The sequence below is a fragment of the Acidocella aluminiidurans genome, assembly GCF_055383125.1.
Window position 1 is genome coordinate 284879 of the sequence record NZ_AP031589.1, and the last position, 20417, is coordinate 305295.

The following is a 20417-nucleotide window of genomic DNA, read 5'->3' on the forward strand; positions in this document are numbered from 1 at the left end:
CATGTCTGGCGGCATTCACCCCCTTATCGTCAGCGCGGCTCAAAGCGAAGGCATTGACCCGGCGTGGCTGGCCGCGATCAACCAGCAGGAAAGCGGCGGCAAATACTTTGTGACATCGCCGGCCGGCGCCGAAGGCACCATGCAGATGTTGCCAAGCACCGCCGCAAGGGTCGGCGTGCGCAACCCATACGATCCGACCCAAGCCATTCCTGGCGCTGCGAAGATCTTGGCGCAAAACCTTAAGGCGGCAAACGGCAACCCCGCCGAGGCGACGGCGATGTATTTTGCCGGGCCAAACCGGGCCGAGTGGGGACCGAAAACCGTTCAATATGTCCATGATGTTGCCAAGAAATGGCAGGAGCAAAAGCAGGCCATGGCCAATCAGCCGCAAACGGGCGCTGTAACGCTTGACGATCTTCAGGCTTCGGCTGGAATGCAAGGGAACTCCTCGGCGAGTAACCAGGCGCAAGCCTCGCCTGGCGGCACACCAGCGCAAGCTCAGCAGATTAGCCTGGATGACCTTCAAGCCAGCGCGCAAGTCCCGGCGTCTCCTGCGGCACAGCAAATGCCGTCTATGTCGCCGGCGGCGCGGGCCGCGCATCCAATCGCGGCACGGGTTCTGGATGCCTCCAATGACATCGTGTACAACCCGGTGTCGCAAGGCATCCTCCACGGGTTTCATGCCCTGATCGATGTGCCGGCCCAGGGCGCGGCTATGCTTTTGGGAGGCGCTGGCGCCGCTCAGCAAGAAAGCGCTGCAAATCAGCAGGCATCCCAGCAGTTCCAGCAAAATTATGGCAACAACCTCGTCGCCAAAGGCGCAAGCCTTCTTGAACAGGGGCTTTTGGGCCTTCCACTGCTTGAGAGTGGCGTGGGCGCCGTGCGTGCTGCTGGAGAGAGGGTATTGCCGGGACTTGGCAACCTTTTGACGGGAGCTGGCGGCAGTGGCCTGGTTGGTCGCGCCGGATCTATGGCGGCCGGGGGAGCGCTCACTGGTGCTGGCGCGGCGGCGCTCACGGCAGGTGGCTCTCCCCAGCCCATTGGGCAGCAGGTCCTGCAGGGTGCCGAGGGCGGCGCTGTTGCTGGTCCTGTTCTTGGCGCCGCCGGCGCGCTGGCTGGGAAGGCGCTGGGTGGATTTGGGGTTGATCCTTACGTGGCCAAACTTGCCCAGGCAGCGCAAGCGCGCGGTATCCCGCTCCGAGCGGGCCAGATTGCCACCAACCCCTTCGTGAGGATGGCCGACGATGCCGTTGCCCGCGTGCCCTTCTCTGGAACGGCGGGAATGGCGGCGCAGACGCAGAGCGCCTTCAATCGGAACGTCGCCGCCACCATGGGCACCTCGGCCGAAAAGCTGACGCCTGACGTGATGCAGGCAACCAAGGCGCGCCTCGGGCAGGTATTTGATTCTGTCGCGCAGCAAACGCCCCGCATTGACCTCAACCCGATCCTTGGCACCTTCAGCACAATCGAAAACGACGCGCGTAGCACGTTGACCGATAGCGAATTCATGCCCGTGGCGAAGCAGATGAACAATGTTTTGGACATGGCCGATAGTGGGGGCGGTATCACCGGGGCGCAATACCAGAGCCTGACGCGGAAAGGTGCTCCCCTTGATCGGGCCATGCAAAGCAATGACCCGAATGTACGCTTCTATGCCGGCCAGGTTCGGGATGCCCTTGACCAGGCAATGCAAGCATCCGCGCCGCCAGAGGCTCAGCAGGCTTTGGCGACAGCTCGCGCCCAGTACAAAAACATGAAGACCATTGAACCGCTGGCGGCGAAATCGACCACGGGAGATATCAGCCCGGCCGCGCTGATGCAGCGCGTGTTGGCAAAAAACCCAGACGCTGCATACAACGGAGGCGGTGAAATGGGTGAGCTGGCGAGGATTGGCCAGCAATTCATGAAGGCCCCTGCAAACAGCGGAACGCCGGAGCGATTGGCTATTTTGACGGGCCTCGGTATGGGGGGCGGCGGCACGCTGGCCGGCCAATTTCTCTCTGGGAACCCGCTCTTGGCCGCTGCTGGCACCGTGGCTCCGATCGTTACCGCGCGGGCAGCAAATGCCCTGCTCAACAACAATGCTGTTCGCGAAGCATTGATCCGCCAAGCCCTCGGTCAGACGCAAGGACCTGCCGTCAATGCCTTAACGGCAGCGGCGGCGCAGCCGGTGGGTGCGACGATGCGCTCAAACCCTTAGCGCAAAATGATGCCTAACCCCTTCACGGGGAGCCAGACGAACACGGCAAATAGCGCATCCAGTTTCACAAACTGCCAAAGGTCGCTGGCAGGGGGATGATAAAGCGCAACCAGCGCTAAATCGATCCATGCGGCCACCAGAAAACAGAACCCATCCCACCTGGTCGGAGAATAATTCATGGCCGCGACAATCGGCGCGATTTTGCCGAAAGGCAAGACGCAATTTCTTGACGGCAACGGGGCGCCGCTCGCGGGCGGAAGCGTCTCGTTTTACATCCCCGGCACCGACACGCCGCTGTTCACGTATCAAGACCAGGCGCTGACCGTCCAGAACGCCAACCCGGTGATTCTCGACGCCAATGGCGAGGCGAACATCTGGGGTTTCGGATCCTTCCGCCAGGTGCTGCAGGACGTGAACGGCAACACGATTTGGGACGAGGTGGTCAGCTCGCCCGGGTGCACCGTTTTCGCGACGGACAGCGGTGTTGCGAACGCTCTGGCCGTGACGGTGCCCGGCCTGGCGTCCCTTTTCACCGGCCTGACGCTGGTGGTGATCCCGGCGGCGGCGAATACCGCGGCCACGACGATCACGGTCAACGGGCTGGCGGCGGCCGGCATCACCCTGGGCTCAACCGCGATTGCCGCCGGGTCTATCGCCGCCGGCGTTGCGGCGCAGATGACCTTCGACGGCACGAATTTCCAGCTCATCAACCCGCAGGTGCCACCGACCAGCAACAGCCCGGGCGACATCAAGGCCATCGCCGGCAACACGCCGCCGGCGGGCTGGGATCTGTGCATCGGCAAGACCTATTCCCGAGCGAACAACGCCGCGCTCTTCGCGGCCATCGGCACGCTTTGGGGTGCGGGGGACGGCTCCACAACCTTCCTCGGGCCGGATTTCCGGGGGCGCGGCCTGTTCGGCGCGGATGCCATGGGCGGCACAGCGGCCAATCGCCTCACCAGCGACAGCCTTGGCAGCACCACCACGGCGGCGGTGTTCACCGGCTCGATCTCCGGTACCACCCTCACGGTCTCTTCGGTGAGCAGCGGCACCCTGGCCATCGGGCAGACCGTGAACGGTACCAGCGTTGCCAGCGGCACCACCATCACGGCGCTAGGCAGCGGCACCGCAGGCGGCATCGGCACCTATACCGTGAGCGTCGGCCAGACGGTGGCGAGCGAAAGCATGACCACCAGCACCACCAGCAGCGTCAGCGCGACGGTGGGCGTCACCGGCGGCGACGAGCACACCCAAGCGCACAACCACGCCGCCACCAACACCGTCACCGATCCTGGCCATACACACCCCGATACCCAGGCGCACAACATCACCACCGGATCCAGCGATGCCGGCCCGCTTTCAACCACAGGCACGAGCGGCACCATGCAGAACGGGAACATCCAATCCGCAACGACTGGGATCAGTGTTGCGACGACTGTCAGCAGCTATGGAAGCGGTGGCAGTCAAAACCTGCCCCCCGCCGCCATCATCAACTGGATCATGTATGTGGGGGGTTAAAAAGTGACCGATTTTGAAAACATCAACTTTTCGGCTGAAGAAATCGCAACACTCAAGGACCTCGCCGCGAATGTAAGTATGGGGCGCAAGGTGTGGAAAATCCTCTACACCCTCGGCAAGTTCGCCGGCGCCGTTGCCGCCATCGCCGCTGCGGTCGCCACGGTTTGGGCCATCGCTACCGGAAAGCCCGTCCGGTGAGCGCGTATCGTCGGTTCAATGAGTGGCTGGCGGTGAAGATCACCGATGCCGTCGCCACGATGACCTGCGGGTATTGCTTTTGCATGCTCGCGCTTACAGGCCTCCCCGGGGCTATCCGCGATAGCCTTTCGCAACACAGCCTTCTTCCACTAACCGCGTGGACTTCACAGAATTTTATTCAGCTTGTTTTGTTGCCGGTGATCATGGTGAGTCAAATAGTCCAGCAAAAACGCATGGATGACCTTCATCGTAAAACCGACGATCTCCACGACAAGCATGATGCGTTGCACGCAAAAATCGATGGGGACGCCGAGCCATGACATTCATCGCCCGCATGCTCTCCGACGAAAACGGTGTTCCGGACGAGGCAAATCTCGTCTTCGTCGGTGCCGCCATCATCCTCGCCGTTGGCGCCTTCATGGTCGCCTTCGGCCATCCGTTCCCCTTGGGCGATTTCGCCGCGGCGATTTGCGCCCTCATCCCCCTTTACCGCGCCGCTCGGGGCGACTGGCGCGGTGAGAAACCCAACGCGCCCCTTTTGCAAAAGGACCAACCATGACCATCGAGACCACCACCCAGAACGTCGAGAACATCGTCAACGCGGTCGCGCCGGTTGTCGGCGCCGTTGCCTCCGGCGTTGTGCCGGGCGCTGCCGCCGATGTGGCCACCGCCGAAAGCGCGCTTACCGCCGCCGAGACCGTGGCCAACGCCGTCGAGGCGAATGCGCCGCACCACACCGCGCTGTCCGATGTGGCGGCCGGCGTTGCCGCGCTGGCGCAGACCCCGGTTGTGCAGGCCAGCCCGGTCGCCGCCGCACACGTGTCGGCTCTGTCCTCCATGTTGGCCGCCATCGAGGCGTTCTTCAAGGGCCTGTAACCCCATCGGCCCGGCGCAAGCCGGGCCACCGCGAGGCGTGATGGACAATTTCACAACCTGCTTCCTCTGGACCGTGGGCGCGGAAGGTGGCTTTACCAAGTCTCCGGCCGACCCCGGCAACTGGACCGGGGGCAAGATCGGCGTCGGCGCGCTGCTGGGCACGAAGTTCGGGATCAGCGCCGCAGCCTATCCGACGATCGACATCGAGAACCTGACCGAGGCCGACGCCGAGGCGATCTATCGCCGGGATTATTGGCCCAAGGTGCGCGGTGACAGCCTGCCTTTGCCCGTGGCCCGGGTGGCGTTCGACGCCGCCGTGAACAGCGGGGCCGACCGGGCGATAAAGCTGCTCCAGGTCGCCGCCGGGGTTGTGCAGGACGGCGATTTCGGGCCGGTGACGCTGGCCGCCGTGCTCGCCGCTGATCCCGTGGCGCTCGCCACCGCCGCGCTCTCATTCCGCCTCGTCTATCTCTCCGGCCTGTCCACCTGGGGCACCTATGGCCGGGGCTGGGCGCTCCGAATTCTCAAGCTTGGCCAGGCCGTGGCCGAAGGAACCACACCATGAAAATCGTCGCTTTCCTCGTGCTTCTGCTGCTGCCCGGCCTCGCGCTGGCGCAGCCGTCGACCCTCTCGACGAATTACTCCGGCATGTTCGGTTGGAACTCCAGCCTGAACAAATGGACCGGCATCCCGTATTCCGGCGGTGGCCTGGCCGTTTCCCCCACGCTGCCCGCCACCAGCACCGCGATCAACGGCACCACGTCCGCAACGGCGGGGACTTGGACTGAGGCGCTGGCCGGAAGCGCGGGGCGTGGAGGGTGCTATATCGAGGACGTAGGAACTGCCCCGATTTATATCGCGGTTGGCGCCACGCAGCCCACTTCCGGCAGCACGGCAACAGCGGTGGCTGAAATCGGCCCGGGCCTGCCTATTTCCTGGAATTGCTACGATCAGCAGACGGTATGGGTGTCCAGCACATCCGCTGCCAGTGTGGCCTATATCGGAGCAGCGAAATGATCCGCATTCTCCTTGCCATTTTCCTCGCGCTCTCGCCTCTCGTTGCACAAGCCCAGACCGCGCTGGGCGGCGGTGCGTTGGGGCCGGTGTCTGTCGTCGTCAACCGCGCGCAGAATACGCTCGCTCTGGTTGGTGACTCTCGCCTGGCGCAGCAAGTCGATTACGGCATGACCGCCTGGGGATTTGTAAATTGGGCCAACTACCTCGACGGCCACAAATACAACATCATCTATGACGACGCGATCAGCGGCGCGACCACCCGCCAGTACCTTTCCAGCACAGCGGGCCCTACTGGCATCGGAGCCAATTTTGGCGAAGGGCTTCAGGGTGCTCTGAATTCTCATGCGCGTTTTGTGGTGATTTACGGGGAGCTGAACGATTCTAGCACTTACACTGGCGATCAGATTTGGGATTGCACAGTGGCTGGAGCCGAGGCCTGTCCCGGTATTTTACAGGCTGCTCAGCAGCTGATCGCCAACGGCCAAATTCCGGTCATTCCACTGGAAGCAGGGCAGAACAATCTGAGCGGCGCGAAAGTCTCGCAGATCGTCCGTTATAATCAGCTCGTGCGCGAATTTTGCGAGGCTGGAAATGCTATCTGCCCGGATTTCCCCAGCGCGATTTGGGATTTTGCAACGACGACCGCGACCACGATCAATTTAATTCCTAACTCGACTCAAGATGGCACGCATCCGAACATGCTTGGCGGGTGGCTCGAAGGTAAGGTTTTCGATGCCGCGTTGTCTCCTCTTGTCCCGGCATATAGCCCACAAAGCGCAGGTGATGCGGACAATCTGCTGACCAATTCAAGCTTTTCGACCCAAACCGGAGGCTCGATTAGTGGCGGTGGCACGCTGAGCAGCGGCACAATTCCGAGCGGGTGGACGATCAAAGCCCCGTCTGGCGTTTCTGTTGCCTCGGCATTTGTGTCTGACCCGAGCGGCACGGGCTCTGACTGGCAGCTGTCGATCACGAATAACGCGGGGGCAAACCCCACAATCACAGTAATCCAGAATGCAGCCAACAACGCGGTTGCGGGGCAATCGTATCAAGCCGGCGGCACAGCAAGCGTTGCAAGCGGTGCAACGAATTTCCTCGGTGCGTCGCTTGCATTGCAGATTTGGGGCGGCTCAGCTCTTACTGTAAACACCAATGATTTTGTAAATTTCGCCAACGTCAATACGAACGGCCCGACCGGGGCTTATTCGGTGACGTATCAAACCCCGTGCGATCTAAATTCGCCAGCAGGAAGTTCGGTTTACACCCAATGCGCATACTCCGATAACGGCACTGCCTACGCACCTGCTTATGTGCTGTCGCCGACGTTCACCGCCAACGGAAGCGCCACGATTACGATCTCTCACCCGTGGCTAAGGCAGCGGTGATGAAGTGCCTCTTGTGCTGCCTATATCCTACCAGCCGCCCGCCTGGGTCCCGATCCTGGCGTGGTGGCCTTGGTATGCCCGGCCGACTGTGGTGTGGGTGATGGGGTGAGGCCGGGCGCGGGCAAGAACAAAGGGTGATTCTGCCCACTACTCCCGCGCCTTCCTATTCGGCGCCCGGCGCGGCAGATCGTTCAACTTTTCCGGCTCTGGGAAGCCATCCAGCAGCATATCGGCCCAAGCCTGGGCCAGCTCGCGGCGCCGCCTGATATATTGCGCCTGATTATACGCGCCCTCAACGTCGCCCTTCACCTTGTGCGCCAGCATCGTCTCAATGATGCGATTGTCGGCCGGAAAAGCCTCATTCATGATCGTGCTGAATGTCGAGCGGAAGCCGTGCGCGGTCTGGATGCCTTTATAGCCGGCGCGCTCCAGAAGGTCGTTCACCGCGTTTTCGCTCATGGGCAGCGCTGGATTGTACGGATGGGCGAACATATACGGGCATGATCCCGTAAGCCTTTTGAGCACCTGGAAAGCTGCAACCGCCTGGACAGGCAGCGCCACATAATGGCTCCGGTCGGTCTCTTCTGCCTTTTTGTGCTTCATCAGGTCGTGGGGGATAAACCAGCCGGGCTCATCGCCATCCAGGCCGTCTAGATCCTGCCAGCGCCCGTGGCGGATTTCGCCGGGGCGGAGGGCGCAGAGCATGGAAATCCTGGCCGCCAAGCGTAGAACGGGCCGGGCAGGGACGCTTTCCACCGCTCTCAGCATTTCCCGCGCTTTGTCCAGAGAGGTGATGGCGGGGTGGTGCTTGCGCTTCGGGATGGGCTGCATCACCTTCGACATGGACGCGGCGGGGTTTACCTCGGCCAAGCCGGCCGCGACCGCAAACTCAAAGACGCCGTTGATCCAGCCCCGAACGTCATGGGCATGATCGTGTTTCCCCTCGGCTTCAATGTCGAGAAGAAGCTTCATGACCACGGGCGCGCGGATCGCATTGACCATCTTGTCGCCAAATGCGGGGAAAGCGTGACGCTCAAGCGTCTTCATCACCGATGCGGCGTGCTTTTCCTTCCATCGGGGCAGGTTGCGCTTGTGCCATAGTCGGGCAACCGCGATGAACGTCTCCGAATCATCGGCCGGCGCTTTGCCGCGCTCATGGGCGGCAGCAGCCCGCGCCGCCTTCAGCCCCATTTCGGGGTATCGTCCGAGCGTGACGATCCTCTCCTTGCTGTTCCGATATACCCGGACGCGCCAGGACTTCACCCCTTTGGGCGACACCTCCAGCACCAATCCGCCCCCATCTGACAGCCTGCCCCCAGGCAACGCAGCCTTAATTTGTGCGTCGGTTAACGCCATTCCCGCCTCTCTCGCCCGTATAAAATCGCCGCGTTTTATACGGGCGTTCTACGGTCATGCCTGAGGCTGGATGATGTGCGATGATGGCGCATGATGTCAAAAATGGCTGGTTTCTGCCGTTTTTGATGTGCCTTGATGTGGGGTGAAAAGCCGGCTGGCTCCCGAAGTAGGACTCGAACCTACGACCGAGCGATTAACAGTCGCTTGCTCTACCAACTGAGCTATTCGGGACCGGTGGGCGGCTCTATAAACAACGCCCCGGAGGCTGGCAAGTGCCCTTGGCAAATAAATGACAGCTTTCTCCTCAACGCCCTGTAAGCGCTTGTTCAGCTTAAAAAACAGCCGCTTCGCGGCGGCAGGGCGGCCGCGCCAGTTGATTTCGCCGCGGGCCTCACTTACAGAAGACGCAGCCAGGCGGGTGTGGTGGAACTGGTAGACGCGCCGGACTCAAAATCCGGTTCCAGCAATGGAGTGTCGGTTCGATTCCGACCACCCGCACCAGGCTTCCCAACCCCTCTTTCATCGGCCCGCACCGCGCTCCAGCCCGCGTCAAAACCGACCGCAAAAGAGCGGCGCCAAAATCGCAAATCATCCGTCGGATTGCCGCAAAAACCTCGATCGCTGCCGCCTGTTCCCCTCGTCTGGACAAGGCGCCGTGGTTCCTGGAAGCTCACCTGGGCTGAAACCAGGCGCCGGGGCGATGAATGACACGCGATGAGATCTACCGGCATATAGCCTTCGTCCTGCGCTGCTCAGCTGCTGCCGCGCTGGCTTATCTGGCGGCCCGTGGAGTCGGGCTGCCGCACCCGGTCTGGGCGACGATGAGCGGCATCATCGTCTCCCAGGAAAAACTCAACGATACCAGCCGCGCCGCGCTCTGGCGGCTCACCGGCACGCTCGTTGGCGTCGTCTCGGCGGTGATTATCGGCGGCGCGCTGGTCGCCTTTGGCGCGCCGGTCCCGTTGCAGCTGGCCGGGGCCGTGTGTTTCTGCGCCGTGCTGGTGCGGCTCTGGCCGAATTTGCGGGTGTCGATGTGGACGGCGCCGATCGTGCTGCTCACCGTCGATCCCGGCGATACGATTCTACAGACCGGCATCTGGCGGGGCAGCGAGGTGCTGCTGGGCGGGCTCATCGGCATCGCCTTCCACGCCTTGGCGGAGCGCGCCATCACCTGGCTGGACGCGCACGAGGCCAGACCGCCCCAGGGCTGAGCAATAAGCGGAGCGGTGTTGCTGCATTGCAACTTGTCGCGGGGGGCAAGGACACTCATCTAGCGTCACGAACAATCCGCTGGGGAGTGGTGATCATGTCGGAAAAGCTGCGCTTTGAAACCTATAAGGCGCCGGCCGGTGGCTGGGGGGCGGCGAAAGCCACCGCCAAGGTGCTGCTGGAACAGAGCGTGGTGGTGAAAGGCAGCCAGGCGCTGCTGAAGATGAACCATCCGGACGGCTTCAAATGCCCAAGCTGCGCCTGGCCGAATCCGGACCGCGAGAAGAAGCTGGAATTCTGCGAGAACGGCGCCAAGGCACTGGCCGTTGAAGCCACCCGCAAGCGCGTCACCCGTGAATTCTTCGCCCAGTACAGCGTCACCGAGCTGATGGCGCAGTCCGATCACTGGCTGGAGGAGCAAGGCCGCCTGACCGAGCCGATGCGCTACGATGCCGCCACCGACCATTACGTGCCGGTTTCCTGGGACGATGCCTATAAGCTGATCGCCAGCGAGCTGAACGCCCTCTCCAGCCCCGACGAGGCGGAATTCTACACCTCCGGCCGCACCTCCAACGAGGCCGCCTTCCTCTATTCCGTGTTCGTGCGCGAATTCGGCACCAATAATTTCCCCGATTGCTCGAATATGTGCCACGAGCCGACCAGCCGCGGCCTGCCAATGTCGATCGGCATCGGCAAGGGCACGGTGGTGATCGGCGATTTCGCCAAGGCCGAGGCGATTTTCATCATCGGCCAGAATACCGGCACCAACAGCCCGCGCATGATGACCGAGCTGGTGCATGCCAGGAAGCGCAACGTGCCGATCGTGGCGGTGAACCCGATGCCCGAGCGCGCCCTGATCCGCTTCACCGAGCCGCAGGACATGGTGGAGATGGCCACCTTCCAGTCCACCCCGATTTCCAGCGAATTCGTGCATATCAAGATCGGCGGCGACGTGGCGCTGCTCAAGGGCATCATGAAGGTGCTGTTCGAGCGCGATGCGGCCGGAGAAAAGGTGCTGGATGAGGATTTCATCCGCGACCACACCCATGGCTTCGAGGCGCTGAAGGCGGATATCCTCGCCACCAGCTGGGCGGATATCGTCGCGGTCTCCGGCATCGAGGAAGCGCAGCTTCGGCGTTGCGCGGATATCTATATCGCCTCCAACGCCACCATCATCTGTTTCGGCATGGGCGTCACCCAGCACCAGCAGGGCGCGCGGGTGATCCAGCAGATCGCCAATCTGTTGATGCTGCGCGGGAATTTCGGCAAGCCCGGGGCCGGCATCTGCCCGGTGCGCGGCCATTCCAACGTGCAGGGGGACCGCACCGTCGGCATCGATGAGAAGCCGACCGCAGCCTATCTGGACAAGTTGCAGGAGGTCTTCGGCTTCGCCCCGCCGCGTGAGCATGGTCATCATGTGGTCGAGAGCGTGAAGGCGATGATCGAGGGCAGCGCCAAGGTATTCATCGGCATGGGCGGGAATTTCATCCACGCCATCCCGGACACCGTTGCCGCCTATGAGGCGATGCGCCGGCTCAACCTCACCGTCGGCATCGCCACCAAGCTCAATCGCGGCCATCTGGTGCATGGCAAGCAGGCCTTGATCCTGCCCGTCATCGCCCGCTCCGAGATCGACAACCAGGCCAGCGGCCCGCAATTCGTCACCATCGAGGATGCGATGTCCAACGTCACCGCCTCGCGCGGGGTGCTGGAGCCGGCAAGTGCCGATCTGCGCTCGGAGATCGAGATCGTCTGCCGCATGGCGATGGCGACGCTGCCCAACAGCGTGGTGCCCTGGGCCGAATATATCGCGGATTATAATCTCATCCGCGACCGCATCGCGGATGTGTATCCGGATTTGTTCGCCGGGTTCAATCAGCGGATCAAGGCGCCGGGCGGCTTCCATCTCAACAACCCGCCGCGTTCCCGGCAGTGGAAGACCGACACCGGCAAGGCGAATTTCCTGATCATCGAAGGGCTGGATGAGGATAAGCCGATCGGCGGGGCGGAGATGTTCCGCCTTTCCACCGTGCGCTCGCACGACCAGTACAACACCACCATCTATTCCAATTCGGACCGGTATCGCGGCGTCTATGACGGGCGGATGGTGCTGTTCATGAATGAGGCGGATATGCGCGATCACGGCATCGCGGCGCAGGCCAAGGTGGGGCTGGAGACGATCGCGGATGACGGGGTCGAGCGCCGGGTGATGGGGCTGACCGTCTATCCCTACCAGATGCCGCGCGGCAGCCTGGCCGGCTACTACCCGGAGCTGAACCCGCTGCTGCCGATCGGGCATCACGACGAAATTTCCGGCACGCCCGCGGCCAAGTCGATCCCGGTAAGGATCCTAAACTCATAAAAGTTTTTGGCGCCGCTTTTTTCAAAAAGCGGCAAAAACCTCTGGGGTGGTGGCAACCGCGTTGCCCCCCCAGCCTTTTCCCCGCCAAAAATTTTTACCTATGTTGTAAAGCTTTATACTTCGTTCACGGATGCGCCGGGGCCAGCCGCGCCAGCAGGCTCAGTGCCGCCCCCAGCACAAACCCGACCAGCGTGCCGTTCACCCGGATATATTGCAGATCCTTGCCCACCCGCAGCTCCAGCTTCTCGGTGATGGTCTTCGCATCCCAGGCACCGACGACATGGCCGATGAATTTCGCCCCTTCCGCCTGGGCGCTCGGCAATAGCCGCAGCACGCCGCCGCGCAGCGCCTCGTTCAGCCGCGCCTGGGTCGCCTCGTCGTGCCCCAGCACCTCGGCCAGATTGACCAGAGCCGCCTCGATCACCGCCACCGAGCGCCCATGCGGGTTGGCGGCATCCAGCTCCAGCGCCCGGCGCATCCTGGCCCAGACATCCCAGACCCAAGCCTGCACGGTCTCATGCGTCATCACCGCGCGCAGCGCCTGGCCAAGCTCGGCGGCGCGGGCCGGGTCTGTCTCCAGCTTGGCGATTTCGGCGCGTACCCATTCATCGAAGGCATCGCGGATCTCGGAGCTGTCAGGGCTGATCTTGTCCAGCTCGCTATTCACCGCCGAGAGCACGCGCTTGGCGATGCCTGCCCCCACCGCCCAGCCGACAAATTTGCCGCCATGCTCGGCGACGCGCTCCTTGATCGCCTCGCGCAGATTTTCCTCCCGCGCCGCCAGCATCTCCTTCACCTGGGCCAGGATAAAGCTGAACATCTCCTGATGCTTGCCGCCTTCCACCAGCCCGGCGAGGGCGCGCGCCACCACCACCCCGGCGGCGCGCCCGCCGACCAGCTTGGGCAGCAGCCGGTTGAGCAGGCGCCGGGCCCGCCCATCCTCGATGCTCGCCAGCAGCTTGGGCAGCATCCCGGCCAGCGCCTCGGCCAATGGCCGTGAAGCGGCCGGGTCGGCCAGGAAGCGGCGCAGGATGGCGGCGCCGTCCAGCTCCGCCAGCAACCGGCGCATATCGGACTCGGTGAACACATGGTTGGCGACGAACCGCCCCAGCGCATCGCCCAGGCGCTGCTTCTGCGCCGGCAGAATCGCGGTATGCGGGATCGGCAGCCCCAGAGGATGGCGAAACAAAGCGGTGACGGCGAACCAGTCCGCCACCCCGCCGATGAACCCGGCCTTGGCGGCGTCGCGCAGCAGCTCGGTCCAGCTGGAGGCGGGGAGCCAGTAGCTGCCAAGGGCCAGGGCGGCCATCAGCAGCAGCAGCGATGAGGCGAAAATTTTGTGGCGACGAAGCGCTGTGCGCAGGGGGGCGTCAGGGTCTTGCGGCATGGCCATGCGGAAATAGATGGCCCAGCTGAGCCCGCAAGTACACCCGGCCGCTAATTGCTGCCTTCGCCCGGCAGGCCGGGCAGGCCCTGTCCGCCTTGCGGGATATAGCCCGGATCGCTTGGCTGGGCCTTCATGCCGGTCAGCGGGTTCACCTGCACATTGTCGCGGTAGCAGCCCTGGCCATCATTCACCCCGCCGACGGAATTGCACTGGTCCTGCGCATTCAGCGCCAGGCCGGAGCTGGGGTCGATCTGCACGCCATTGCGCCGGCAATCCGTATAGGAGCCAATGCCCCCCACCGCCTGGCAGGACGGGTCGCGATCCGCCCCGACGATGCCGCTGCTCTGCGCCAAAGCCGGACCCGCCAGCACCCCGAGACAGATGGCGAAACAGAGATGCCGTCCGGCCATGAATATCCCCCTCATTCAGCATCCCCACGATGGCCAAGCCCGGCGCGCGCCGCAACCATGACCCGCACGGTTTTTATTGCATTTTAAAGGATCTGGGGCGTATCGTCAGGTTCGAGGATGAGTCCGGCGCAATTGCCGGGCGGCGTCAGTCTCTGTCCGAAAAAGCGGTCTGTGAATATCGCGTGCCATCGCAAGATGGAGGGTCAAGGCAATGAATATAAAAGATTATTCTCACGGTTCCCAGGGCCCCGGCGGGCATCTCCCGCACGGGCTCAGCCGCGCCCCGGCGCATGGCGCGGTGCTGCCGGTGGTGCTGGGCGTGGTCTGCGTCGCGGCGGTGCTGGGCGTTTTGTGGCTGGCCTATAATTTCGGCTGAACCGCCCCATAAGCCCGGGACATTTGCCCATCATCCCCCCGCATAGCATGATGCGGGCATGGGTTTTTTGTCTGAAGCCGTGCCGCAACGTCATGCGGTGCTCGATGTCCTCCCCGGGATCAGCCGGATCGTCGCCGATAATCCCGGCATCATGACCTATCACGGCACCAACTCCTATCTGGTGGAAACGCCCGACGGGCTGGTGGTGATCGATCCAGGGCCGGACGATGCGGCGCATATCGGCGATCTCCTCACCGCCATCGGCACGCGCAAGCTCGGGCTGATCCTGCTGACCCATACCCATGCCGACCATTATGCCGGCCTGCCGGCCTTGGCCGCGCGGACCGGCGCCAAGGTGGCGGCCTTCCACCAGCCGATGCGCGCGGCGCTCAAACCCGATCTGCCGCTGCGGGACGGCGATGTGTTGCAAGGCTTCACCGCCCTGCACACGCCCGGCCACGCCGCCGACCATCTCTGCTTCGCCTGGCGCGGGCAGGGGGGTGAGAAAATCCTGTTCAGCGGCGATCATGTGATGTCCTGGTCCTCCTCCATCGTCAGCCCGCCGGATGGGGACATGGCGGATTATTATCGCGGTCTGGAGCGGCTGCTGGCGCGCGATGATGATCTCTTCCTGCCCGGCCATGGCCCGCTGCTGCGCGCGCCGCGCGGGCTGACGGCGGAGCTGCTCGGCCATCGGCAACGGCGCGAGCGCAGCATTCTGGAGGCGTTGCGGCGGCAGGATTGGAGTGTGGCGGCGCTGGCGGCGGATCTCTACGCCAAGGCCGACCCGTTTCTGAAGGCGGCGGCGCAGCGCAACGTGCTGGCGCATCTGCTGAAGCTCTCCAAGGAGGGGCTGGTGCATGAGCTGGCGCCAGCACCCGCCTTGCATGCGGATAATCTGCTGATGCTGGAAAAAGCCGCCAACAGCCCCGCCTGGCGCCAGCGCATCGAGCGGATGGCGGAGGATTCCAAACGCCGCTTCGCCCTCGCCGCGGCGTAAGTCTCAGCCTTCGGCCGCGCTCAGCATCTCCGCGAGGGCCAAGGCGGTCAGCGGGCAGGCGAAGAAATAGCCCTGCCCGTGCGAGACACCCAGCGCCTGCATGCGCCGCATCTGGGCCGCCGTCTCGATCCCTTCGGCGACGACCTCCTGGCCGTGGCGCCTGGCGCTGCCGGTCATCGCGCGGATGAACATGGTGGCGTCGGCGCCCTCATCGGTGACCACGGAGCGGTCGAGCTTGATCGCGCTGAGCGGCGCGCCGAGCAGCGCATCCAGGCAGGCCATGCCGGGCACCGCATCGTCGAGCGCCAGCAGATAGCCATGCGCGCGCAAGCCCGCGATGCTGGCCAGGGCGGCGGGCGGGTCGCGCACCGGCTGCGTCTCGGTCAATTCAAACCGCAGCACCGTGGCAGCCAGACCATATTGCGCCTGCACCGCGCGGATCCGCTCGATCAGGCCGGGAAACACCAGAACATTCAGCGGCAGGTTGAAGGCCAGCTCCAGACCTCGCCGGTGCAGCCCATGTTCGACATATTCGCACAGCGCCCGGTCCATGATCGCAAGGGTGAGGTGCAATGCCGCTTCCGGGCAGGACATCACATCCACAATCGCCTGCGGCCCCAGCAGCTGGCCATCCGCCGTCTGGCTGCGGGCGAGAACTTCGGCATGGCAAACCGCCCCATCGCGCAAGCGGAAAATGGGCTGGTAGCGCAGACGCAACGTGTCGGCGAGGGCAATGCCGGCCGCCTTCGGGGGCATGTCTAAATTACCGAGAGTTGTTCAAAAATAACACTCGGCGGTTCTAACAGACTTAAATCCCCCGTGCGAGGGAAATTTCACTCTTTTTTCAATCGGATGGCTTTTTCACCGGAGTCGCGGAGCGGCGCAGCCGGTGCTCACCGAGGAAGAGCAGGATGGGCGCGGCGATGAAGATCGAGGACGAGGTGCCGACCACGATGCCGAACAGCATGATCCAGGCAAAGCCGGACAGTGCGGCGCCACCGAACAAAGCCAGCGGCAGGGCGGCGAGGAACACGGTGCCGGAGGTGCCCAGCGTCCGGTTCAGCGTCTCGTTGATCGAGAGATCGATCAGGTCCCGCAGCCCCATGGTTTTATATTTGCGCAGATTCTCGCGCATCCGGTCATAGACCACCACCTTGTCGTTGGTGGAGTAGCCGATGATGGTCAGGATGGCGGCGATGGTGACGAGGTCGAACGGGATGCGGGTGATGACCATGAAGCCGATGGTCTTGGTGGTATCCAGGATCAGCGTGACCACGGCGCCGACGGCGAACTGCCATTCAAAGCGGAACCAGATATAGACCAGGATCATCACGAAGGAGAGCCCCAGCGCCTCCAGCCCCTGGGTGAAAAGCTGGTCCGACACCGAGGCGCCGACCGCCTGGGTGGATTGGATTTTCGAGCCGGGGGCGGCCTTGTCCAAAGCCTGCTGCACCTCGCCGATGGCGGTCTGGGTGGCGCTGGCATTGGCGCGGCTCTCCAGGCTGATCAGCACCTGATCGCCCTGATTGCCGACCGATTGCAGTGCCGCGTCGCTGAGCCCGGCCCCGGCGAGGGCGCCGCGCAGCGCCGCGAAATCCGCCTTTTGCGGGGTCTGCACCTGCAGCACCACGCCGCCCTTGAAATCCAGCCCCATATTCAGGCCCGGATGGAAGAACAGCACGACCGAGGCCAGAGAGAGCACCGCCGAGGTGATCAGCCCGGCGAAGCGGCCATTCATGAAGCGGATCTTGGTCCCGTCCGGGACGAAGCGGAAAGCCGGTTTGGTGAACATGGTGGCGCTCCTAGACGGGCAAGGCGGCCGGACGGCGGGCGGCGTACCAGCGCGAGGTAATCAGCCGCACCACAACCGTGGCGGTGAACATGGTGGTGATGATGCCGGCACAGATGGTCACGGCGAAGCCGCGCACCGGCGGCGAGCCGAAGATGAACAGGGTCACGTGCGCCAGCAGCGTGGTGACGTTGGAATCGATGATGGTGCCGTAAGCGCGCTTATAGCCCGCCTCCAGCGCCGCCAGCGGCTTGCGCCCGGCCTTCACCTCCTCGCGCACGCGCTCATTGATCAGGATGTTGGCATCCACCGCCATGCCCAGGGTGAGCAGAATACCGGCCATGCCGGGCAAGGTGAGGGTGGCGCCCATCACCGAGAGGATGGCCAGCATCAGCACCAGATTCACCACCAGGGCGATATTCGCGAACCAGCCGAACAGCCCATAGAACAGCGCCATGAAGAACAGCACCAGCAGGAAGCCGACGCCAAGCGAGATCGCCCCGGCGCGGATCGCATCCGCGCCCAGCTCCGGCCCCACGCTCTGCTCTTCGACGATGTTCAGCGGCGCCGGCAGCGCGCCGGCACGCAGCAGCAGCGCCAGATCGGTGGCGGACTGGGCGGTGAAATTGCCGGAAATCTGACCCGAGCCACCGGTGATCGGCTCGCGGATGACCGGCGCCTCGATGATCTTGCCGTCCAGCACGATGGCGAACAATTTGCCGACATTGGCGGTGGTGGTATCCGCGAATTCCCGCGCGCCGACGGCGTTCAGGGTGAAATTCACCACCCATTGCCCGGTCTGCGGATCGGTGCTGGCCTGGGCGTTCTGCAGATCCGCGCCATCGACGGCGACATTGCTGAGCACCGCCAGCTTCTGCTGCGGATTATCGGACATTGGCAGCCACTCATCCCCCAGCGGGGCGGGCTGGCCCGGCGTGGCATTGGCATCGACCATCTGGAAGGTCATATGCGCGGTGGTGCCGATCAGCGTCTTCACCCGCTCCGGGTCCGAGATGCCGGGCAGCTGCACGACGATCTGGCTGTCCCCCTGGCGCTGGATCTGCGGGTTGAGCACGCCCGAGCCGTCGATGCGGCGCTGGATGATGGTGATCGCCTGCTGCACCGCCTGGGTGTCGCGGGCTTTCTGCGCCTGGGCGGGGACGGAGAGGGCGATGCTGCCATCCGGCTGCTGCGCCACGGCCAGGCTCGGCGTCGGCGAATTCGGCAGATAGGTGATCAGCCCTTGCAGCGCCTTCAGCGCCTGCGGCCCTTGGCCCGCCAGCGGGGTCAGCAGCACCTGATGGCTGGCCGCGTCCGCGTGCAGATCCTTATAGCCGAGATTATCCTTCACCAGCGTCTGCCGGGCCTCGCCGACCAGCTGGCCGAGATCCTGTTTCTGGATCGCATCCGTATCCAGCTGCAGCAGCAGATAGGAGCCGCCCTTCAGATCGAGCCCGAGATGCACCTGGTTCCAGGGCAGGAAAGCGGGCAGAAAGCCCGGCCGCGCCCAGAGATTGGGCAGGCTGAGCAACACCCCGAGGGCGACGACAAGCAGGATACCGATCGTCTTCGCACGGCTGAAATAAAGCAACACGGGCTCCGAAAAATGCCAAACCGCTTGCCGTATGGCGGGGCAGAGCGTTGCGCGCAACCCCGGAGCGGAATAGAGCGCTTAAGATATGAGCGAGCGATTGCAGGTGGGCTTGATCGGGGCGGGTCATTTTGGCCGCTACCATGCTTTGAAACTGGCGGGCGCGATGCGCGCCCGGCTCGTCGGGCTGGCGGATCCCAACCCCGCCCGCGCCAAGGAGGTGGCCTGGGAAGCGGGCTGCCCGGTGAAATCGGTCGAGGAGATTCTGGCCGAGGCGGATGCGGTGATCATCGCCGCCCCGGCCGAGTATCATTACGAGCACGCCGCCCGGGCCTTGCGCGCGGGCAAGCATGTGCTGGTGGAAAAACCCATCGCCGCGACCCTGGCGCAGGCGGATGAGCTGATCGCTTTGGCCGCGCAGGCGGGAAAGGTACTCCAGGTCGGGCATCTGGAGCGCTTCTCCGCGGCGCATGGGGCGCTCTCCTCGCGCATGGGCCGGCCGCTTTATATCGAGGCGGTGCGCATCGCCCCCTTCAAGCCGCGCGGCACGGATGTCTCGGTGATCCTGGATCTGATGATCCATGATCTCGATCTGATCCTGACCTTGGCCGACTCGGAGGTGGTGAGCGTGGACGCGGTGGGCGCGCCGGTGGCCAGCACTTTCGACGACATCGCCAATGCCCGCATCCGCTTCGCCTCGGGGGCGGTGGCGACGATCACCGCCAGCCGCATTTCGCTGAAGACCGAGCGCAAGATGCGCATCTTCTCCCAGACCGGCTATCTGACCGTGGATTTCTCCGCCCGCAAACTCACTTTGGTGGGCCGGGGCATCGGCACCAAGGTGCCGGGCTTTCCGGAATTCGGCATCGAGCAGGCCGGCTGGCAGGATCATGACGCGCTCTCCGCCGAACATGAGGCGTTTTTCGCCGCCTGCCTGGATGGCGCGCCGGTGGTGGTGGACGGGCTGGCCGGCAAGCACGCGCTGGCGGCGGCGCTGATGGTGAGTGCTTCGATTGCCGAGAGCCGGGCCATGGCCGAGGCCAGCGGGCTGATTCCGAATCTGAATTTATAAAAGTTTTTGGGGTGCAGCCCTTTTTTCAAAAAGGGCTGCAAAAACTCTGGGGTTTTGGCGATGTCGTTGCACACGCCCCGGCCTCTTCGCCGCTTTTTTTGAAAAAAAGCGGCACCAAAAAACTTTTGCTCCCTATTTCATTCTCGATTTCAGCGTGATGCGTTCGCCATCCACGCTGAACGCGCCATACCCATGGTGATGCAGCATCGGCGCCTCCCGTAAGGCCGGGTTCACCCAGCCTTTCACACATTCCAGCACGAACATGTCATAGGCCTTCACCATCGTCCGGTCACGCAGCCGGCATTCCAGATTGACGATCGCCTCGCCAATCAACGGCGCCGCAATCCGCGAAGCGGGCAGGGGGGTGAGGTCGAAATTGCCGAATTTATCCGTATCGTCCCCGGTGCAATTCCCAACCCCGGTGACGATCCGCGCCAGCCCGGCCGGCGGCACCGCGATCACCGCCTCGCCCTGGGTCAGCAACGCCGCGTAGCTGTGATTGGCCCGCGCCACCACGCAGCCGATCAATGCCGGCTCAAATCCCAGCACCATATGCCAGGACATCGCCATCACATTCGGCTTTCGCCCCGGCATCTGTGTGGTCAGCAGCACCACCGGGCCGGGCTCGATGAATTGATAGGCGTCCGTTAGCGGCAGATCTTGCATCATGG

Annotated in this window: 22 protein-coding genes and 2 tRNA genes; 15 read left to right on the forward strand and 9 right to left on the reverse strand. The window is 63.6% G+C overall.

The genetic code is table 11. The features are described 5' to 3' along the window. Position 1 precedes the first annotated feature (1 nt). Entirely contained in the window at positions 2 to 2200 is a 2199-nt protein-coding gene (locus ACZ46S_RS01520; RefSeq protein WP_464063087.1) for a lytic transglycosylase domain-containing protein, read from the forward strand. On the opposite strand, the gene ACZ46S_RS01525 is transcribed toward ACZ46S_RS01520, so the two are convergent. After that, entirely contained in the window at positions 2197 to 2379 is a 183-nt protein-coding gene (locus ACZ46S_RS01525; RefSeq protein WP_464063088.1) for a hypothetical protein, read from the reverse strand. The genes ACZ46S_RS01520 and ACZ46S_RS01525 overlap by 4 nt on opposite strands. Here ACZ46S_RS01525 and ACZ46S_RS01530 point away from each other — a divergent pair. Genes ACZ46S_RS01530 through ACZ46S_RS01565 form a run of 8 tightly spaced genes read left to right on the forward strand, consistent with a single transcriptional unit; the run spans position 2378 to position 7194 of the window. Then, on the forward strand, positions 2378 to 3718 hold the full coding sequence (locus tag ACZ46S_RS01530) for a tail fiber protein (RefSeq protein ID WP_464063089.1): 1341 nt from the start codon (positions 2378 to 2380) through the stop codon (positions 3716 to 3718). The two genes, ACZ46S_RS01525 and ACZ46S_RS01530, sit on opposite strands and share 2 nt — an antisense overlap. Before the next feature lie 3 nt (positions 3719 to 3721). After that, complete coding sequence (locus ACZ46S_RS01535) at positions 3722 to 3916, forward strand: hypothetical protein (RefSeq protein ID WP_464063090.1); 195 nt, start codon at positions 3722 to 3724, stop codon at positions 3914 to 3916. Then, positions 3913 to 4236 carry a hypothetical protein gene (locus tag ACZ46S_RS01540; protein ID WP_464063091.1) on the forward strand — a complete coding sequence of 108 codons (324 nt, stop codon included), beginning with the start codon at positions 3913 to 3915 and terminating at the stop codon, positions 4234 to 4236. Before ACZ46S_RS01535 ends, ACZ46S_RS01540 begins: the two co-directional genes overlap by 4 nt. After that, positions 4233 to 4475, forward strand: a complete 243-nt coding sequence (locus ACZ46S_RS01545; RefSeq protein ID WP_464063092.1) for a hypothetical protein — start codon at positions 4233 to 4235, stop codon at positions 4473 to 4475. Before ACZ46S_RS01540 ends, ACZ46S_RS01545 begins: the two co-directional genes overlap by 4 nt. Next, positions 4472 to 4792 (forward strand): hypothetical protein, encoded by a 321-nt coding sequence (locus ACZ46S_RS01550; protein WP_464063093.1) that lies wholly within the window; start codon positions 4472 to 4474, stop codon positions 4790 to 4792. The genes ACZ46S_RS01545 and ACZ46S_RS01550 overlap by 4 nt, the downstream gene beginning before the upstream one ends. Positions 4793 to 4832: 40 nt before the next feature. Further along, the gene (locus ACZ46S_RS01555; protein ID WP_464063094.1) at positions 4833 to 5357 is read left to right on the forward strand and encodes a glycoside hydrolase family 108 protein; all 525 of its coding nucleotides are present in this window, start codon (positions 4833 to 4835) and stop codon (positions 5355 to 5357) included. Beyond that, on the forward strand, positions 5354 to 5809 hold the full coding sequence (locus tag ACZ46S_RS01560; protein ID WP_464063095.1) for a hypothetical protein: 456 nt from the start codon (positions 5354 to 5356) through the stop codon (positions 5807 to 5809). The genes ACZ46S_RS01555 and ACZ46S_RS01560 overlap by 4 nt, the downstream gene beginning before the upstream one ends. Next, a complete protein-coding gene (locus tag ACZ46S_RS01565; RefSeq protein WP_464063096.1) occupies positions 5806 to 7194 on the forward strand; it encodes a hypothetical protein in 1389 nt (462 codons plus the stop codon). The genes ACZ46S_RS01560 and ACZ46S_RS01565 overlap by 4 nt, the downstream gene beginning before the upstream one ends. Positions 7195 to 7341: 147 nt before the next feature. Here ACZ46S_RS01565 and ACZ46S_RS01570 read toward each other — a convergent pair whose 3' ends face one another. After that, a complete protein-coding gene (locus ACZ46S_RS01570) occupies positions 7342 to 8550 on the reverse strand; it encodes a tyrosine-type recombinase/integrase (protein ID WP_464063097.1) in 1209 nt (402 codons plus the stop codon). 155 nt (positions 8551 to 8705) lie between these two features. Then, positions 8706 to 8781: transfer RNA gene (locus ACZ46S_RS01575), tRNA-Asn, on the reverse strand. 183 nt (positions 8782 to 8964) lie between these two features. On the opposite strand from ACZ46S_RS01575, the gene ACZ46S_RS01580 reads away from it, so the two are divergent. The 3 genes from ACZ46S_RS01580 (at position 8965) to ACZ46S_RS01590 (ending at position 12121) form a co-directional block, all read left to right on the forward strand. Continuing rightward, a tRNA-Leu gene (locus ACZ46S_RS01580) sits at positions 8965 to 9051 on the forward strand. 203 nt (positions 9052 to 9254) lie between these two features. Next, a complete protein-coding gene (locus ACZ46S_RS01585; RefSeq protein WP_464063098.1) occupies positions 9255 to 9761 on the forward strand; it encodes an FUSC family protein in 507 nt (168 codons plus the stop codon). A gap of 95 nt (positions 9762 to 9856) precedes the next feature. After that, positions 9857 to 12121 carry an FdhF/YdeP family oxidoreductase gene (locus ACZ46S_RS01590; RefSeq protein ID WP_464063099.1) on the forward strand — a complete coding sequence of 755 codons (2265 nt, stop codon included), beginning with the start codon at positions 9857 to 9859 and terminating at the stop codon, positions 12119 to 12121. Positions 12122 to 12245: 124 nt separating this feature from the next. On the opposite strand, the gene ACZ46S_RS01595 is transcribed toward ACZ46S_RS01590, so the two are convergent. Both ACZ46S_RS01595 and ACZ46S_RS01600 read right to left on the reverse strand, forming a co-directional pair. Continuing rightward, positions 12246 to 13508 carry a DUF445 domain-containing protein gene (locus ACZ46S_RS01595; protein WP_464063100.1) on the reverse strand — a complete coding sequence of 421 codons (1263 nt, stop codon included), beginning with the start codon at positions 13506 to 13508 and terminating at the stop codon, positions 12246 to 12248. 50 nt (positions 13509 to 13558) lie between these two features. Beyond that, positions 13559 to 13918, reverse strand: coding sequence for a hypothetical protein (locus tag ACZ46S_RS01600; protein WP_464063101.1), 360 nt, complete (start codon positions 13916 to 13918; stop codon positions 13559 to 13561). 211 nt (positions 13919 to 14129) lie between these two features. On the opposite strand from ACZ46S_RS01600, the gene ACZ46S_RS01605 reads away from it, so the two are divergent. Then, positions 14130 to 14294 carry a hypothetical protein gene (locus ACZ46S_RS01605; protein WP_295741971.1) on the forward strand — a complete coding sequence of 55 codons (165 nt, stop codon included), beginning with the start codon at positions 14130 to 14132 and terminating at the stop codon, positions 14292 to 14294. A 58-nt stretch (positions 14295 to 14352) separates the two neighbouring features. Next, a complete protein-coding gene (locus ACZ46S_RS01610; protein WP_464063102.1) occupies positions 14353 to 15294 on the forward strand; it encodes an MBL fold metallo-hydrolase in 942 nt (313 codons plus the stop codon). Positions 15295 to 15297: 3 nt separating this feature from the next. On the opposite strand, the gene ACZ46S_RS01615 is transcribed toward ACZ46S_RS01610, so the two are convergent. From ACZ46S_RS01615 to secD, 3 genes are all read right to left on the reverse strand, one after another. Beyond that, entirely contained in the window at positions 15298 to 16050 is a 753-nt protein-coding gene (locus ACZ46S_RS01615; protein ID WP_464063103.1) for an EAL domain-containing protein, read from the reverse strand. A gap of 88 nt (positions 16051 to 16138) precedes the next feature. Continuing rightward, entirely contained in the window at positions 16139 to 17086 is a 948-nt protein-coding gene (secF, locus tag ACZ46S_RS01620; RefSeq protein WP_464063104.1) for a protein translocase subunit SecF, read from the reverse strand. Between the two features lie 10 nt (positions 17087 to 17096). Further along, positions 17097 to 18677, reverse strand: a complete 1581-nt coding sequence (secD, locus tag ACZ46S_RS01625) for a protein translocase subunit SecD (RefSeq protein ID WP_464063105.1) — start codon at positions 18675 to 18677, stop codon at positions 17097 to 17099. Positions 18678 to 18762: 85 nt separating this feature from the next. Between secD and ACZ46S_RS01630 the strand changes: the two genes are divergently transcribed. Beyond that, entirely contained in the window at positions 18763 to 19746 is a 984-nt protein-coding gene (locus ACZ46S_RS01630; RefSeq protein ID WP_464063106.1) for a Gfo/Idh/MocA family protein, read from the forward strand. Between the two features lie 132 nt (positions 19747 to 19878). Here the strand turns inward: ACZ46S_RS01630 and ACZ46S_RS01635 are convergent, their stop codons facing one another. After that, on the reverse strand, positions 19879 to 20415 hold the full coding sequence (locus tag ACZ46S_RS01635; RefSeq protein WP_464063107.1) for a flavin reductase family protein: 537 nt from the start codon (positions 20413 to 20415) through the stop codon (positions 19879 to 19881). Positions 20416 to 20417 lie beyond the last annotated feature (2 nt).